Genomic DNA, 14,846 nt, shown 5'->3' with positions numbered 1-14,846 from the left:
CAACGGGCCCGGGAGACGGTGGCGGCCACCCTTTGACCTGCGGATACGCGCCGTCGGCCCGCCTGATCGGCGGGGCCCGCCGGTCACCCCGGGTGGGGCAGATACGCGTACGGCCCCGCCAGCCCCAGGTCCGAGGGGAGCAGCGAGCCCACCCACGCGTCCCGCAGCGTGCCCTGCTGGAAAACCGCCGCGCGCAGCACCCCCTCCACCGTGAAACCGGCCCGCTCCGCCACCGCCCGTGACCCCGTGTTGCCGACCTCGGCGCGCCACTCCAGCCGCCCCGCGCCCAGCGCCGTGAAGGACCAGTGCGCCACGGCCCGTACCGCCTCCGTCGTATAGCCGCGGCCCCGGTGCTCCCTCGCCGTCCAGTAGCCGATCTCCCAGGTGCCGGTCTGACGGTGCGCGTTCACGGCGCCCAGCAGCGGGCCGCCGTCGGCCGGCAGCATCCCGAAGGTGCAGATCGTCCCCGAGCGCCAGCCGTCCGGCACGCTCTGCTCGACGAAGCGTTCCGCGTGCTCGGGCTCGTACGGGGTGGGGAGGGCCACCCAGCGCTGTATCCCGGGGTCCTGGCAGATCGCGTGGACGGCGGCGGCGTCGTCGGGGCCCAGGGGGCGGAGCAGGAGGCGCGCGGTGGTGAGGGAGACGGGTTCCATGGACGGATTCTGCGGAGCCCGTAGACCCGGGGCGAGTGGTTTTCGGCCGTACCGGCACCTTCCGTGGTCTCCGCGCGTTCATATAGGCGGGTGGGCGGCAGACCCGCGCGACGGCGGCCCTCCCGGCGCGGCCGCGTCCTCGCTTACGATGGCCGTTGCGGTGGGGCCCGCCTGCCGTGCCCGCGCCCGTGTCCGATACCGACCACGTGCCAGGCCCGACCGGCAAGGAGACCAGCCTCAGTGTCCGTCTTCAACAAGCTCATGCGTGCAGGCGAAGGCAAGATCCTGCGCAAACTGCACCGCATCGCGGACCAGGTCAACTCCATCGAAGAGGACTTCGTCAACCTCTCCGATGCGGAGTTGAAGGCGCTCACCGCCGAGTACAAAGAGCGGTACGCCGACGGCGAGAGCCTGGACGACCTGCTCCCCGAGGCGTTCGCCACCGTCCGTGAGGCGGCCAAGCGTGTCCTGGGCCAGCGCCACTACGACGTGCAGATCATGGGCGGGGCCGCGCTCCACCTCGGCTTCGTCGCCGAGATGAAGACCGGTGAGGGCAAGACCCTCGTCGGCACGCTCCCCGCGTACCTCAACGCGCTCTCCGGCGAGGGCGTGCACCTGATCACGGTCAACGACTACCTGGCCTCGCGCGACTCCGAGCTGATGGGGCGGGTCCACAAGTTCCTGGGGCTTGAGGTCGGCTGCATCCTGGCGAACATGTCGCCCGCGCAGCGCCGCGAGCAGTACGCGTGCGACATCACATACGGCACGAACAACGAGTTCGGCTTCGACTATCTGCGCGACAACATGGCGTGGTCGAAGGACGAGCTGGTCCAGCGCGGCCACAACTTCGCCGTCGTGGACGAGGTCGACTCGATCCTGGTGGACGAGGCGCGTACGCCGCTGATCATCTCGGGCCCCGCCGACCAGGCCACGAAGTGGTACGGAGACTTCGCCAAGCTGGTCCGGCGGCTCACCAAGGGCGAGGCGGGCAACCCGCTCAAGGGCATCGAGGAGACCGGCGACTACGAGGTCGACGAGAAGAAGCGCACGGTCGCCATCCACGAGTCCGGCGTCTCCAAGGTCGAGGACTGGCTCGGTATCGACAACCTGTACGAGTCGGTCAACACCCCGCTCGTCGGTTATCTCAACAACGCCATCAAGGCGAAGGAACTGTTCAAGAACGACAAGGACTACGTCGTCATCGACGGCGAGGTCATGATCGTCGACGAGCACACCGGCCGTGTCCTCGCCGGACGCCGCTACAACGAGGGCATGCACCAGGCGATCGAGGCGAAGGAAGGGGTGGACATCAAGGACGAGAACCAGACGCTCGCCACGATCACCCTCCAGAACTTCTTCCGCCTCTACAACAAGCTCTCCGGTATGACCGGTACGGCCATGACCGAGGCCGCCGAGTTCCACCAGATCTACAAGCTGGGCGTCGTGCCCATCCCGACCAACCGGCCGATGCGCCGCCTCGACCAGTCCGACCTGATCTACCGCACCGAGGTCGCCAAGTTCGCGGCGGTCGTCGACGACATCGTGGAGCGGCACGAGAAGGGCCAGCCGGTCCTGGTCGGCACCACCTCCGTCGAGAAGTCCGAGTACCTCTCGCAGCAGCTCAGCAAGCGCGGCGTGCCGCACGAGGTGCTGAACGCCAAGCAGAACGACCGCGAGGCGATCATCGTCGCCCAGGCCGGCCGGAAGGGCGCCGTCACCGTCGCGACCAACATGGCCGGCCGTGGTACGGACATCAAGCTCGGCGGGAACCCCGACGACCTCGCCGAGGCGGAGCTGCGCCAGAGCGGCCTCGACCCCGTCGAGCAGGTCGAGGAGTGGTCGACCGGACTGCCGCGCGCTCTGGAGAAGGCCAAGGAGGCCGTCAAGTCGGAGTTCGAAGAGGTCAAGGAGTTGGGCGGGCTCTACGTGCTGGGCACGGAGCGCCACGAGTCGCGCCGTATCGACAACCAGCTCCGCGGTCGCTCCGGACGTCAGGGCGACCCCGGCGAGTCCCGCTTCTACCTCTCGCTCGGCGACGACCTGATGCGGCTCTTCAAGGCGCAGATGGTCGAGCGCGTGATGTCCATGGCGAACGTGCCGGACGACGTCCCGATCGAGAACAAGATGGTCACCCGGGCCATCGCCTCCGCGCAGTCGCAGGTCGAGCAGCAGAACTTCGAGACCCGTAAGAACGTCCTGAAGTACGACGAGGTGCTCAACCGGCAGCGCGAGGTCATCTACGGCGAGCGCCGCCGGGTCCTGGAGGGCGAGGACCTCCAGGAGCAGGTGCGCCACTTCATGGACGACACGATCGAGGCGTACATCCAGGCCGAGACCGTCGAGGGCTTCGCCGAGGAGTGGGACCTGGACCGGCTGTGGGGCGCCTTCAAGCAGCTCTACCCGGCCAAGGTCACCATCGAGGAGCTGGAGGACGCGGCCGGCGACCGGGCCGGGATCACCGCCGAGTTCATCTCCGAGTCCATCAAGGACGACATCTACGCCCAGTACGAGGAGCGCGAGAAGCAGCTCGGCTCGGACATCATGCGGGAGCTGGAGCGCCGCGTGGTCCTCTCCGTCCTGGACCGCAAGTGGCGTGAGCACCTGTACGAGATGGACTACCTCCAGGAGGGCATCGGCCTGCGGGCGATGGCCCAGAAGGACCCGCTGGTCGAGTACCAGCGGGAGGGCTTCGACATGTTCAACGCCATGATGGAGGGCATCAAGGAGGAGTCCGTCGGCTATCTGTTCAACCTGGAGGTCCAGGTCGAGCAGCAGGTCGAGGAGGTCCCGGTGGAGGACGCCGCGGAGCGCACCTCGCTGGAGAAGAAGGAGGACGCGGTGCCCGCCGCCGCGCGCCCCGAGATCCGGGCGAAGGGCCTCGACGCGCCGCAGCGCCCCGACCGGCTGCACTTCTCCGCGCCCACGGTGGACGGCGAGGGCGGCATCGTCGAGGGCGACTTCCAGAGCGCGGACGGGCCGACCCGCTCCACGTCGGACGGGATGACGCGGGCGGAGCGCCGCAAGGCGCAGAAGAGCGCGCCGGGCCGCCGCCGCAAGAAGTAGCCGGGAAGGCCGTACGGGCCGGGGCGCGCACCGCTGTGGTGCGCGCCCCGGCCCGTTTCCGTACGGCGGCCTCGCGCGCCCCGTGGTGCGGGTCACCGGTCGGCGCCGCGTGCCGGGGCCCCGCCGACCTCGACGGCCGCGCACCGCCAGCGGAGGTCCGGGCTCTGTTCCAGGCGGAAGGCGAGGGCGCGGACCTGTTCGCCGGCGGCGATGCTGGCGGATGCCTCCAGGACCCCCGGGCGGGGCTGTGAGCAGCGGCAGGTGCGGATGACCGGGCGGACGCCCCTGGCCCTGAGCGGGGTGCCCGGGGCGAGCCGGACGAGCTGTTCGTACGCCTCGCCCACGGTCCTGCCGAGCATCCAGTGGACGGGTCGGTGGCCGCTGAGGACGGCGAGCAGCCGTTCGGCGAAGAGTTCGTGGGGCGCGGGGGCGGTGGGCGGGCGCCGGAGCGGGCGCGGGCGGGCCGCGCCGGGGCCCCGGGCGTCGCGGCGGCCCGGCGGCCGGGTCCTGGCGGCGGAAGCCGTCCTCGTGGACGAGGTGTTCCTGGTCGTTGTGGTCCCGGTGGAAGCAGTGGTCCGGTGCATGCAGATCGCCCCCGTTCTGCCCGTCCGGTGGATACCGGTCGGTAACTTCTGTTGGGGCATCTTTTACGGGGCCTCGGCGGAGCGTCGCAAGGGGCGGGGAGCGGGGTGGACACACGGCGCCACGTTCACCTATCCGGGCGAACTTCGGACGGTGCGACGCGTGGCGGTACCGGCCGGCGTGGTTTCCGGTGGACGGCTGCGGGTGCCTTGGGCGTCACCCCGAAGAGGGAGCGGCCCACGTATCCTTAGGTCTTCTCCCGACGACGAAAGCGGCCCCGCCATGCGTGTCTACGTCCCCTTGACGCTCTCCGCTCTCGCCGAGGCGCACCGGGCGGGGGAGGTGGGACCGGGACCGCTCACCGCGTACGCGGTGACCCCGGGGCTGCGCGAGTGGTACCTCTCGGACGACATCGAGGAGCTGGAGTACGCCGCCCTCAACCGGGCCGCCGCCGCCTCGCTCCGGCTGATCGCCGCTGACCCGGCCGCCGCCCGCCGCCGGGTGGTCGTCGCCGCGGACGTCCCGGACCGGGAGGCCGTCTCCGACCCCGATCTGCGGCTGGACGCCTCCTCGCTCGGCGAGGTGCGGATCGCGGGGGCGATCGCGCTCCGTACGGCCGCGGCGGTGCACGTCGACTCCGACGAGGCGGACGCGGACGTCACGGCAGCGGCGGCGGCGCTCGGCGCGGCGGACCACGGCGACGACGACGCGCGGTTCACGGTGGACGGCGCGGAGGACCACGAGCTGCTCTGGTACGGCGTCCAGGAGATCCCGCAGCTCATCGCCTGACCCCGTCCGCGCGACGGTTTGCGCTGGTCAGCGCCGCGCCGGGGACGTTGTCAGACCCGGCCGGTACGGTTTTGGGCATGAGGAATCGCACCCCCCACCTGGTGTGGGACTGGAACGGCACGATCCTCGACGACATGCGCGCGGTCGTCGGGGCGACCAACGCGGCGCTCGCGGAGACAGCGGTCGGGCCCGTCACGCTCGACCGCTACCGGGAGCTGCACTGCGTCCCCCTGCCGCGTTTCTACGAGCGGCTGATGGGGCGGGCGCCGAGCGACAGCGAATGGGTCGCCATGGACGAGGCGTTCCACCGCCACTACACGGAGCTGCGGGTGGCGTGCGGACTGACGCGCGGCGTCGAGGAACTGCTCGCGGGGTGGGCGCTCGCGGGCGGCAGCCAGTCCTTGCTGAGCATGTACGGGCACGACCAACTCGTCCCGGTCGTGCGGGGATACGGGATCGAGCCGCACTTCCTGCGGGTCGACGGCCGCACGGGCCCGTCCGGCGGCAGCAAGGCGCTCCACCTGGAGCGCCACCTGACCGCGCTCGCGGGGCTGCCCGGGGCCGCCGGGGGGATATCCGCCGAGCGCACGGTGGTGATCGGCGACGCGGTCGACGACGCGGTGGCGGCGGCACATGTGGGAGCGCGGGCCGTCCTCTACACCGGCGGCACCAACAGCCGCGCCGCGCTGGAGAGGACCGGCGCCCCGGTCGTGGACACCCTGGAGGAGGCGGTGTCCCTGGCCCGGGAGACGGCGTAGCGCCACCGCGACGAACACGGGATGCCGGCCGGTCAGGTCACCGGGGCCTCGGTGCGGAGCAGGGTCAGGAAGGCGCGCATCCAGGCGGAGTGGTCGGGCCAGGCCCGGGAGGAGATCAGGGGGCCGTCCACCACGACCTCCGTGTCCTGGAAGGTCGCGCCCGCGCTCTGCATGTCGGGTTCCAGGGCCGGGTAAGCGGTGACGCGCCGGCCCGCCAGTTCGCCGATCGCGGCGGTCAGCAGGGGGCCGTGGCAGATCTGGGCCACCGGCTTGTCCGCGTCGAAGAAGGACTTGAGGATCTTGCGCAGCTCCGCGTCGCCGCGCAGATATTCGGGGGCCCGGCCGCCCGGGATCACCAGGGCGGCGTAAGCCGTCGGGTCGACCTCGGAGAAGGCCAGGTCGGCGGGGAAGGTGTACCCCGGCTTCTCGGTGTACGTGTCGAAGCCGGGCTCGAAGTCATGGACCACGAACCGGAGTTTCTTTCGGGAAGGAGCGGCGATATGGACCTCGTACCCCTCTTCGCGCAGACGCTGGTACGGATAGAGGACTTCGAGGGACTCGGCGGCGTCACCGGTGACGATCAGGATCTGCGGTGCCATGGCTGCTCCCGGGGAGGATGGGGCTCTGGTCTCAACGTAGCCCTCTCCGACGAGTACCGCTGGCCGTCCGCACGGGCCGTCCGGGTCACCCCGCACCACCCCGTGGGCCTGTCCGAAGTGGCCAATTCGGAGCCTTGCTTTTGTACACAAGCAGATCATGACGGCGCCCCGGTGGGGAGAGATAGCCTTGTGCCCGTGATCAGCGCGATACGCCGTGGGGGCAGTGGAGCCCCCGGCCTGCGCCCGGACCGCCACGGCGCCCGGGCGACCGCCGCTCACCTCGGGCATGGCCCAGGCCAGGATCGTCCGTCCGGTACCGAACCGGAAGCGCGGCGACTGTCAAAATTGGTCAATAAGGCCCCGGACATCTCTCATCGCGGCATAACGTCGACCTCGACCGGAAACACCGCGTCGTGGCGTTGTGTCGCTTCCTTCACCTACGTCACGCAACGGCGCGCGACAGGAGCCAGAGGACATGCAGACCAAGCTGGACGAAGCCAAGGCCGAGCTGCTCGAACAGGCGGCCCGGGCCGCTGAGAACAGCCCGGTGGGGGGTACCGGGGGGCCGGGGGGCCGGAGTCCGGACGACACGGTGTCCCCGTACGGGGACGGCGCCGACGGTGCCGCGCTCCTCGCGTACCTCCAGCGCTACTACCTGCACACCGCCCCCGAGGACCTGGCGGGCCGTGAGTCCGCCGACATCCTCGGCGCCGCGCTCTCCCACTACCGGCTCGCCGGACACCGTCCCCAGGGCACCGCCAACGTACGGGTGCACACCCCGACGGTCGAGGAGAACGGCTGGACGTGCAGCCACTCCGTGGTCGAGGTCGTCACCGACGACATGCCCTTCCTCGTCGACTCCGTCACCAACGAACTCTCCCGGCAGGGCCGCGGCATCCATGTCGTGATCCACCCGCAGATCACTGTGCGCCGCGATGTCGCCGGAAAGCTGATCGAGGTGCTCCCCGAAGGGGTGGCCGACTCCGCGGAGCGCCCCCACGACGCGCTCACCGAGTCCTGGATCCATGTCGAGGTGGACCGCGAGAGCGACCGCGCCGACCTCCAGCAGATCACCGCCGACCTGCTCCGCATCCTCTCCGACGTCCGCGAGACCGTCGAGGACTGGGACAAGATGCGGCAGGCCGCGCTCCGTATCGCCGAGGACCTGCCCACCGAGCCCACCGCCGACGACCTGCGCGACCAGGAGGTCGAGGAGGCCCGCGAGCTGCTGCGCTGGCTCGCCGCCGACCACTTCACCTTCCTCGGCTACCGCGAATACCAGCTCACCGACAGCGACGCGCTCTCCGCCGTCCCCGGCACCGGGCTCGGCGTGCTCCGCTCCGACCCGCACCACAGCGAGGAGGACGACCACCCGGTCAGCCCCTCCTTCAGCCGGCTCCCCGCCGACGCCCGCGCCAAGGCCCGCGAGCACAAGCTGCTCGTCCTCACCAAGGCCAACAGCCGCGCCACCGTCCACCGCCCCAGCTACCTCGACTACGTCGGGGTGAAGAAGTTCGACGACAAGGGCAATGTCGTCGGCGAGCGCCGCTTCCTCGGGCTCTTCTCCTCCGCCGCGTACACCGAGTCCGTCCGGCGCGTCCCGGTCATCCGCCGCAAGGTCGCCGAGGTCCTGGACGGCGCGGGCTTCTCGCCCAACAGCCACGACGGCCGCGACCTCCTCCAGATCCTGGAGACCTACCCGCGCGACGAGCTCTTCCAGACGCCCGTCGACGAGCTCCGCTCGATCGTCACCAGCGTGCTCTACCTCCAGGAGCGCCGCAGGCTCCGGCTCTACCTGCGCCAGGACGAGTACGGCCGCTACTACTCGGCCCTCGTCTACCTGCCCCGGGACCGCTACACCACCGCGGTCCGGCTGCGGCTCGTCGACATCCTCAAGGAGGAGCTGGGCGGCACCAGCGTCGACTTCACCGCGTGGAACACAGAATCGATTCTCTCCCGGCTGCACTTCGTCGTCCGGGTCCCCCGGGGCACCGAGCTGGCCAAGCTCACCGACGCCGACACCGACCGGATCGAGGCCCGGCTCGCCGCCGCCACCCGCTCCTGGGCCGACGCGTTCGGCGAGGCGCTCAACGCCGAGTGCGGCGAGGAGCGCGCCGCCGAACTGCTCCGCAGGTACGGCGCCGCCTTCCCCGAGGGGTACAAGGCCGACCACGCGCCGCGCGCCGCCGTCGCCGACCTCGTCCACCTCGAAGCCCTCGACCAGGAGCGCGAGGATTTCTCGCTCTCCCTGTACGAGCCGGTCGGCGCCGGCCCCGGCGAGCGCCGCTTCAAGATCTACCGCACCGGCGAACAGGTCTCCCTCTCCGCCGTCCTCCCGGTCCTCCAGCGCCTCGGCGTCGAGGTCGTCGACGAGCGGCCGTACGAGCTGCGCTGCGCCGACCGCACCCACGCCTGGATCTACGACTTCGGGCTCCGGCTGCCGCAGAGCGCGGCCGGCGCGGGCACCGGCGGCGACTTCCTCACCGAGGACGACCGCGAGCGCTTCCAGAACGCGTTCGCCGCCGTATGGACCGGCGCCGCCGAGAACGACGGCTTCAACTCCCTCGTCCTCGGGGCCGGCCTCGACTGGCGGCAGGCGATGGTGCTCCGCGCGTACGCCAAGTACCTGCGCCAGTCCGGCTCGACCTTCAGCCAGGAGTACATGGAGGCCACCCTCCGCTCCAACACGCACACCACCCGGCTGCTGATCTCCCTCTTCGAGGCCCGGATGTCCCCGGAGCGGCAGCGCGCGGGCACCGAGCTGACCGAGGCCATGCTGGAGGAGCTGGACGGCGCCCTCGACCAGGTCGCGAGCCTCGACGAGGACCGCATCCTGCGCTCCTTCCTCACCCTCATCAAGGCCACGCTGCGGACCAATTTCTTCCAGCGGACCTCGGCCGGTGAGCAGCATGGCTATGTGTCGATGAAGTTCGACCCGCAGGCCATCCCCGACCTGCCCGCGCCCCGCCCCGCCTACGAGATCTGGGTCTACTCCCCGCGCGTCGAGGGCGTCCACCTGCGCTTCGGCAAGGTCGCGCGCGGCGGGCTGCGCTGGTCGGACCGGCGGGAGGACTTCCGTACCGAGATCCTCGGCCTGGTCAAGGCCCAGATGGTCAAGAACACGGTGATCGTGCCGGTGGGCGCCAAGGGCGGCTTCGTCGCCAAGCGGCTCCCCGACCCGGCCGTCGACCGGGACGCCTGGCTCGCCGAGGGCATCGCCTCGTACAAGATCTTCATCTCGGCGCTGCTCGACATCACCGACAACATGGTCGCCGGCGAGGTCGTGCCGCCCGCCGACGTCGTCCGCCACGACGGGGACGACACCTACCTCGTCGTCGCCGCCGACAAGGGCACCGCCAGCTTCTCCGACATCGCCAACGACGTCGCGGTCGCCTACGACTTCTGGCTCGGGGACGCCTTCGCCTCCGGCGGCAGCGCGGGCTACGACCACAAGGGCATGGGCATCACCGCGCGCGGCGCCTGGGAGTCCGTCAAGCGGCACTTCCGCGAGCGCGGCCACGACACCCAGACCGAGGACTTCACCGTCGTCGGCGTCGGCGACATGTCCGGCGACGTCTTCGGCAACGGCATGCTGCTCTCCGAGCACATCCGGCTGGTGGCCGCCTTCGACCACCGGCACATCTTCCTCGACCCGCACCCCGAAGCGGCCACCTCCTACGCGGAGCGCCGCCGCCTCTTCGAACTGCCCCGCTCGTCCTGGGCCGATTACGACAAGGGGCTGCTCTCGCCGGGCGGCGGGATCCACCCCCGTACCGCCAAGTCCATCCCCGTCAACGCCCATGTCCGCGAGGCCCTGGGCATCGAACCGGGCATCACCAAGCTGACGCCCGCCGAGCTGATGAAGGCCATCCTCCAGGCCCCCGTCGACCTGCTGTGGAACGGCGGGATCGGTACGTACGTCAAGGCGTCCACCGAGACGGACGCGGACGTCGGCGACAAGGCCAACGACGCCATCCGCGTCAATGGCGAGGACCTGCGGGTCAAGGTCGTCGGCGAGGGCGGCAACCTGGGGCTGACGCAGCTCGGCCGCATCGAGTTCGCCCGGCGCGGCGCCGGCGGCGAGGGCGGCCGGATCAACACCGACGCCATCGACAACAGCGCCGGGGTGGACACCTCCGACCACGAGGTCAACATCAAGATCCTGCTCAACGGCCTGGTCGCCGAGGGCGACATGACCGTCAAGCAGCGCAACAAGCTGCTCGCCGAGATGACCGACGAGGTCGGCGCGCTCGTCCTGCGCAACAACTACGCGCAGAACACCGCCCTCGCCAACGCCCAGGCCCAGGCGCCCTCCCTGCTCCACGCCCACCAGCGCTTCATGCGCCGGCTCACCCGGGACGGGCACCTCGACCGGGCGCTGGAGTTCCTCCCCACCGACCGTCAGATCAAGGAACTCCTCAACTCCGGCAAGGGCCTCTCCCAGCCCGAACTCGCCGTGCTGCTCGCCTACACCAAGATCACGGTGGCCGAGGAGCTGATCCACACCGAGCTGCCGGACGACCCGCATCTGCGCGCGCTGCTCCACGCGTACTTCCCGCGCCAGCTCCGCGAGCGGTTCGCCGAGCAGATCGACGCGCACGCGCTGCGCCGCGAGATCGTCACGACGGTCCTGGTCAACGACACGGTCAACACCGGCGGTTCGACCTTCCTGCACCGGCTCCGCGAGGAGACCGGCGCCTCGGTGGAGGAGATCGTACGGGCGCAGGCGGCGGCCCGGGAGATCTTCGGGCTGAACGCGGTCTGGGACGCCGTGGAGGCGCTGGACAACCAGGTCCCGGCCGAGACGCAGACCCGGATCCGGCTGCACTCCCGCCGCCTGGTCGAGCGCGGCACCCGCTGGCTGCTGGGCAACCGGCCGCAGCCGCTGGAGATCGCGGGCACCATCGCCTTCTTCGCCGCCGGTGTCGAGCGGGTCTGGGCCCAGCTCCCGACGATGCTCCGCGGCCCCGAGCTGGAGTGGTACCGCTCCATCGTGACGGAGCTGACCGACGCCGCGGTCCCTGAGGAGCTGGCCCTGCGGGTCGCCGGGTTCTCCTCGGTCTTCCCGGCGCTCGACATCGTCGCCATCGCGGACCGTACGGAGCAGGACCCGCTCGCCGTCGCGGAGGTCTACTACGACCTCGGCGACCGGCTGCGGATCTCCGGGCTCATGGACCGGATCGTGGAGCTGCCCCGGGCCGACCGGTGGCAGTCCATGGCGCGCGCCTCGATCCGCGAGGACCTGTACGCGGCGCACGCGGGGCTGACGGCGGATGTGCTGACGGTGGGCGACGGCTCGGCGACGCCCGAGGAGCGCTTCGCGGCGTGGGAGAAGAAGAACGCGGCGATCCTGACCCGGTCGCGGGCCACGCTGGACGAGATCCAGAACTCCGACGCGTTCGACCTCGCCAACCTGTCGGTCGCGATGCGCACGATGCGGACGCTGCTGCGCACGCACCGCTGAGGGGTACGCGGGTGCGAGGGTACGTGTGAGGGGCGCCCGGCTCGCCATGAGCCGGGCGCCCCTGGCGCGTTCACGGAACAGCGGGGCCGTTGGCGCGGGCCCCGGGCCCCGGGCCCGAGCCCCGAGCCCCGAGCCCCGAGCCCCGGGCCGGTGGTCGAGGGCCGAGGGCCGGTGGCTGGGGCCGGACGGTGGCCAGTGCACGGAGGCCGAGGGCCGAGGGCCGCGGAGCTACTTCTTCTTGTTCCTCGTGGCGCCGGTGAACTCCTCGTACGCGGCCACGACCTCCGCCGCCGGGCCGTCCATCCGCAGTGTGCCCGACTCCAGCCAGAGCGCCCGGTCGCAGGTCTCCAGGATCGACTTGTTGCTGTGGCTGACCAGGAAGACCGTCCCCGCCTCCGCGCGCAGCTCGGTGATGCGCTCCTGGCTGCGGCGCTGGAAGCGGGCGTCGCCGGTGGAGAGCGCCTCGTCGATGAGGAGGACGTCATGGCTCTTGGCCGCCGCGATGGAGAAACGCAGCCGGGCGCCCATGCCGGAGGAGTACGTGCGCATCGGCAGCGAGATGAAGTCGCCCTTCTCGTTGATGCCGGAGAACTCCACGATCTCCGCGTAGCGTTCGCGGATCTGCTCCCGCGTCATGCCCATGGCGAGCCCGCCGAGGACGACATTGCGCTCGCCGGTCAGGTCGCTCATCAGCGCGGCGTTGACGCCGAGCAGCGAGGGCTGGCCACGGGTGAAGACCCGCCCCCGGCTGGGCGGCAGCAGCCCGGCGACCGCCTTGAGCAGGGTCGACTTGCCGGAGCCGTTGGAGCCGATGAGGCCGATCGCCTCGCCCTTGTACGCGGCGAAGCTGACGCCCTTGACCGCGTGCACCTCACGGGCGCCCGGGGCGGCGCGCCGTGAGAGGATCCGGCTCAGGGCGGAGGTGGCGGAGCCTTTGCCGCCCTTGGTGCCATGGACGGTGTACGTGACATGCACGCCGTCGGCCACGACGGTGGGCTCCGGCTCCGGGGCGCCGGAACCGGCCGTACCGGTGGAGAGGGGCTCAGCCACGTCCGTACTCCTCCTCGGCCTTCCAGAAGAACAGGAACCCGCCGGCCCCGGCCACCAGCGCCCACCCCAGCGCGAGCGCCCAGACATGCGGGGGGAGCTGGGCGGCGGTGAAGCTGCGGACGAACGCGAAGCGCAGCAGGTCGATGTAGACGGCGGCCGGATTGCACTGCAACGCCACGCCCACGAGGTGCGGTACGTCACTGCTCCGCGTCACCTTGTCGACGCTCCACATCACCCCGGAGAGGTACATCCAGGTGCGCAGCAGGAACGGCATGAGCTGCGAGACATCCGGGGTCCTCGCCGCCACCCGCGCCATCGCCATCGAGACACCGGTGTTGAAGACCGCCTGGAGGAGCAGCGCGGGCACCGCGAGGAGCCACGCCGGGCCCGGGTACTCGCCGAAGCCGATCAGGATCACCACCAGCGCGCCCAGCGAGAAGAGCAGTTGCTGGAACTGCTGGAGGGCGAGCCCGATCGGCAGGGCGGCGCGCGGGAAGTGCAGGGCCCGTACGAGGCCGAGGTTGCCGGAGACGGCACGGGTGCTGGCCATGATCGAGTTCGAGGTGAAGGTCCAGATGAAGACGCCGGTCACCAGGAACGGGATGAAGTCGGGGACATCGCGCTTGGTGTCGAGCAGCACCCCGAAGATGAAGTAGTAGACGGCCGCGTTGAGCAGCGGGGTCATGAGCTGCCAGAGCTGGCCCAGCTTGGCCTGGCTGTACTGGGCGGTCAGCCGGGCGGTCGCGAACGCGGTGATGAAGTGCCGCCGCGACCAGAGCTGCCGGAGGTACGCGGGGAGGGCGGGGCGGGCGCCGCTCACGGTGAGCCCGTGGCGGCGGGCGAGGGCGGAGAGGTCGGTCTCCGGTACCGAGGACCCGGGTGGGGCCGGTGGGACCGGAGGGGGCGGTGTGTCTGATGGGGCCGGTGGGGCGGCTGAGGTCGCCGCGATCGTCTGGCTCTGGCTCACAGGGTCGCTTTCGACGGGGCAGGTGCGAACGGGCGGGTCCGACGGGACCGGTACGGCGAGGCAGGTACGGGAGGCAGGTACGACGGGACCGGTACGACGGGACCGGTACGACGGGGTGCGGGGGCGGGACGGGTCCGTATCGTCGTAACGGCCACGGTAGGCCGGAGGGCGTCGCAACGCAACCGTATCGTCGTTACGTAGTCGGGGCGCCCTGGCGCCGCTATGCTCGGCACCGATGACTACCGAACCGACGGCCGCCGACCCGATGACCACGGGCCCCGGCGCCGCCCAGGACCGTCCCGCCGAGGACCCCCGTACGCCGCGCCGTGCCCCCGCGGGCGCCGCCGTGCTCCGGGAGGAGGTGACCGACGCCATCCGCGCCGCCGTCTTCGCCGAACTGGGCTCCGTCGGGTTCGCGCGGATGTCCATCGAGGGCATCGCGCGGCGCGCCGGCGTCGGCAAGACCGCCGTCTACCGGCGCTGGAAGTCGAAGCTGGAGCTCGTTCTCGACCTGGTCACGGCCGTCGCCGCGGAGGGGCTGCCCGCCCCGGCGACCGGCTCGCTCCACGGCGATGTGCGGGCCCTGCTGGAGGTGGCCGCGCACGCCCTGTGCCATCCGGTCGCCTCGCAGGTCATCCCGGATCTGCTGGTGGAGGCGGCCCGGCACCCGGAGATCTCCGAGGCGATCAAGGCGTCCCTGCTCGACGGGCAGCGCGGTATCGCGGCCGTGATCGTCCGGGAGGCCGTGGTACGCGGGGAACTGCCCGAGGGCGCCGACCCGGACCGGGCCCTCGACCTGATCGTCGGGCCGCTCTACTGGCGGCTGGCCGTGGTCCGCACCCCGCTGCCCCCGGGGTATCTGGACGACCTCGCGGCCTCGGCGGTCGCGGCGCTGACCCGCGCCTGAGGCCGCGCGGGGCG

General features: G+C 71.2%; 10 protein-coding genes. 5 read left to right on the top strand and 5 right to left on the bottom strand.

What is annotated here, in order from left to right:
- Positions 1-83: 83 nt before the first annotated feature.
- Positions 84-653, bottom strand: coding sequence for a GNAT family N-acetyltransferase (locus AB0O07_RS23320; RefSeq protein ID WP_365636202.1), 570 nt, complete (start codon positions 651-653; stop codon positions 84-86).
- 240 nt (positions 654-893) lie between these two features.
- Between AB0O07_RS23320 and secA the strand changes: the two genes are divergently transcribed.
- On the top strand, positions 894-3,716 hold the full coding sequence (secA, locus tag AB0O07_RS23315) for a preprotein translocase subunit SecA (protein ID WP_365636200.1): 2,823 nt from the start codon (positions 894-896) through the stop codon (positions 3,714-3,716).
- Between the two features lie 92 nt (positions 3,717-3,808).
- Here the strand turns inward: secA and AB0O07_RS23310 are convergent, their stop codons facing one another.
- Positions 3,809-4,300 carry an Rv3235 family protein gene (locus AB0O07_RS23310; RefSeq protein ID WP_365636199.1) on the bottom strand — a complete coding sequence of 164 codons (492 nt, stop codon included), beginning with the start codon at positions 4,298-4,300 and terminating at the stop codon, positions 3,809-3,811.
- Positions 4,301-4,580: 280 nt separating this feature from the next.
- On the opposite strand from AB0O07_RS23310, the gene AB0O07_RS23305 reads away from it, so the two are divergent.
- A complete protein-coding gene (locus AB0O07_RS23305; RefSeq protein ID WP_365636198.1) occupies positions 4,581-5,087 on the top strand; it encodes a hypothetical protein in 507 nt (168 codons plus the stop codon).
- A 77-nt stretch (positions 5,088-5,164) separates the two neighbouring features.
- Positions 5,165-5,845: an HAD hydrolase-like protein gene (locus AB0O07_RS23300; protein ID WP_365636196.1), complete on the top strand. Its 681-nt coding sequence runs from the start codon at positions 5,165-5,167 to the stop codon at positions 5,843-5,845.
- Between the two features lie 32 nt (positions 5,846-5,877).
- On the opposite strand, the gene AB0O07_RS23295 is transcribed toward AB0O07_RS23300, so the two are convergent.
- On the bottom strand, positions 5,878-6,444 hold the full coding sequence (locus tag AB0O07_RS23295) for a DJ-1/PfpI family protein (RefSeq protein ID WP_365636194.1): 567 nt from the start codon (positions 6,442-6,444) through the stop codon (positions 5,878-5,880).
- Between the two features lie 475 nt (positions 6,445-6,919).
- Here AB0O07_RS23295 and AB0O07_RS23290 point away from each other — a divergent pair, with 475 nt between their 5' ends.
- Positions 6,920-11,908, top strand: coding sequence for an NAD-glutamate dehydrogenase (locus AB0O07_RS23290; RefSeq protein WP_365636193.1), 4,989 nt, complete (start codon positions 6,920-6,922; stop codon positions 11,906-11,908).
- Between the two features lie 228 nt (positions 11,909-12,136).
- Here AB0O07_RS23290 and AB0O07_RS23285 read toward each other — a convergent pair whose 3' ends face one another.
- Both AB0O07_RS23285 and AB0O07_RS23280 read right to left on the bottom strand, forming a co-directional pair.
- On the bottom strand, positions 12,137-12,958 hold the full coding sequence (locus tag AB0O07_RS23285) for an ABC transporter ATP-binding protein (protein ID WP_365636191.1): 822 nt from the start codon (positions 12,956-12,958) through the stop codon (positions 12,137-12,139).
- Positions 12,951-13,778, bottom strand: a complete 828-nt coding sequence (locus AB0O07_RS23280) for an ABC transporter permease (RefSeq protein WP_365636190.1) — start codon at positions 13,776-13,778, stop codon at positions 12,951-12,953. Before AB0O07_RS23280 ends, AB0O07_RS23285 begins: the two co-directional genes overlap by 8 nt.
- Positions 13,779-14,190: 412 nt before the next feature.
- Here AB0O07_RS23280 and AB0O07_RS23275 point away from each other — a divergent pair, with 412 nt between their 5' ends.
- Positions 14,191-14,832 (top strand): TetR/AcrR family transcriptional regulator, encoded by a 642-nt coding sequence (locus tag AB0O07_RS23275; RefSeq protein ID WP_365636269.1) that lies wholly within the window; start codon positions 14,191-14,193, stop codon positions 14,830-14,832.
- Positions 14,833-14,846 lie beyond the last annotated feature (14 nt).

Origin of the sequence: Streptomyces sp. NPDC093085, from assembly GCF_040683935.1 — a bacterium.
GTDB lineage: Bacteria > Actinomycetota > Actinomycetes > Streptomycetales > Streptomycetaceae > Streptomyces.
The sequence above is the reverse complement of the archived record's forward strand: the minus strand, read 5'-3'. Positions and strand labels throughout refer to the sequence as shown.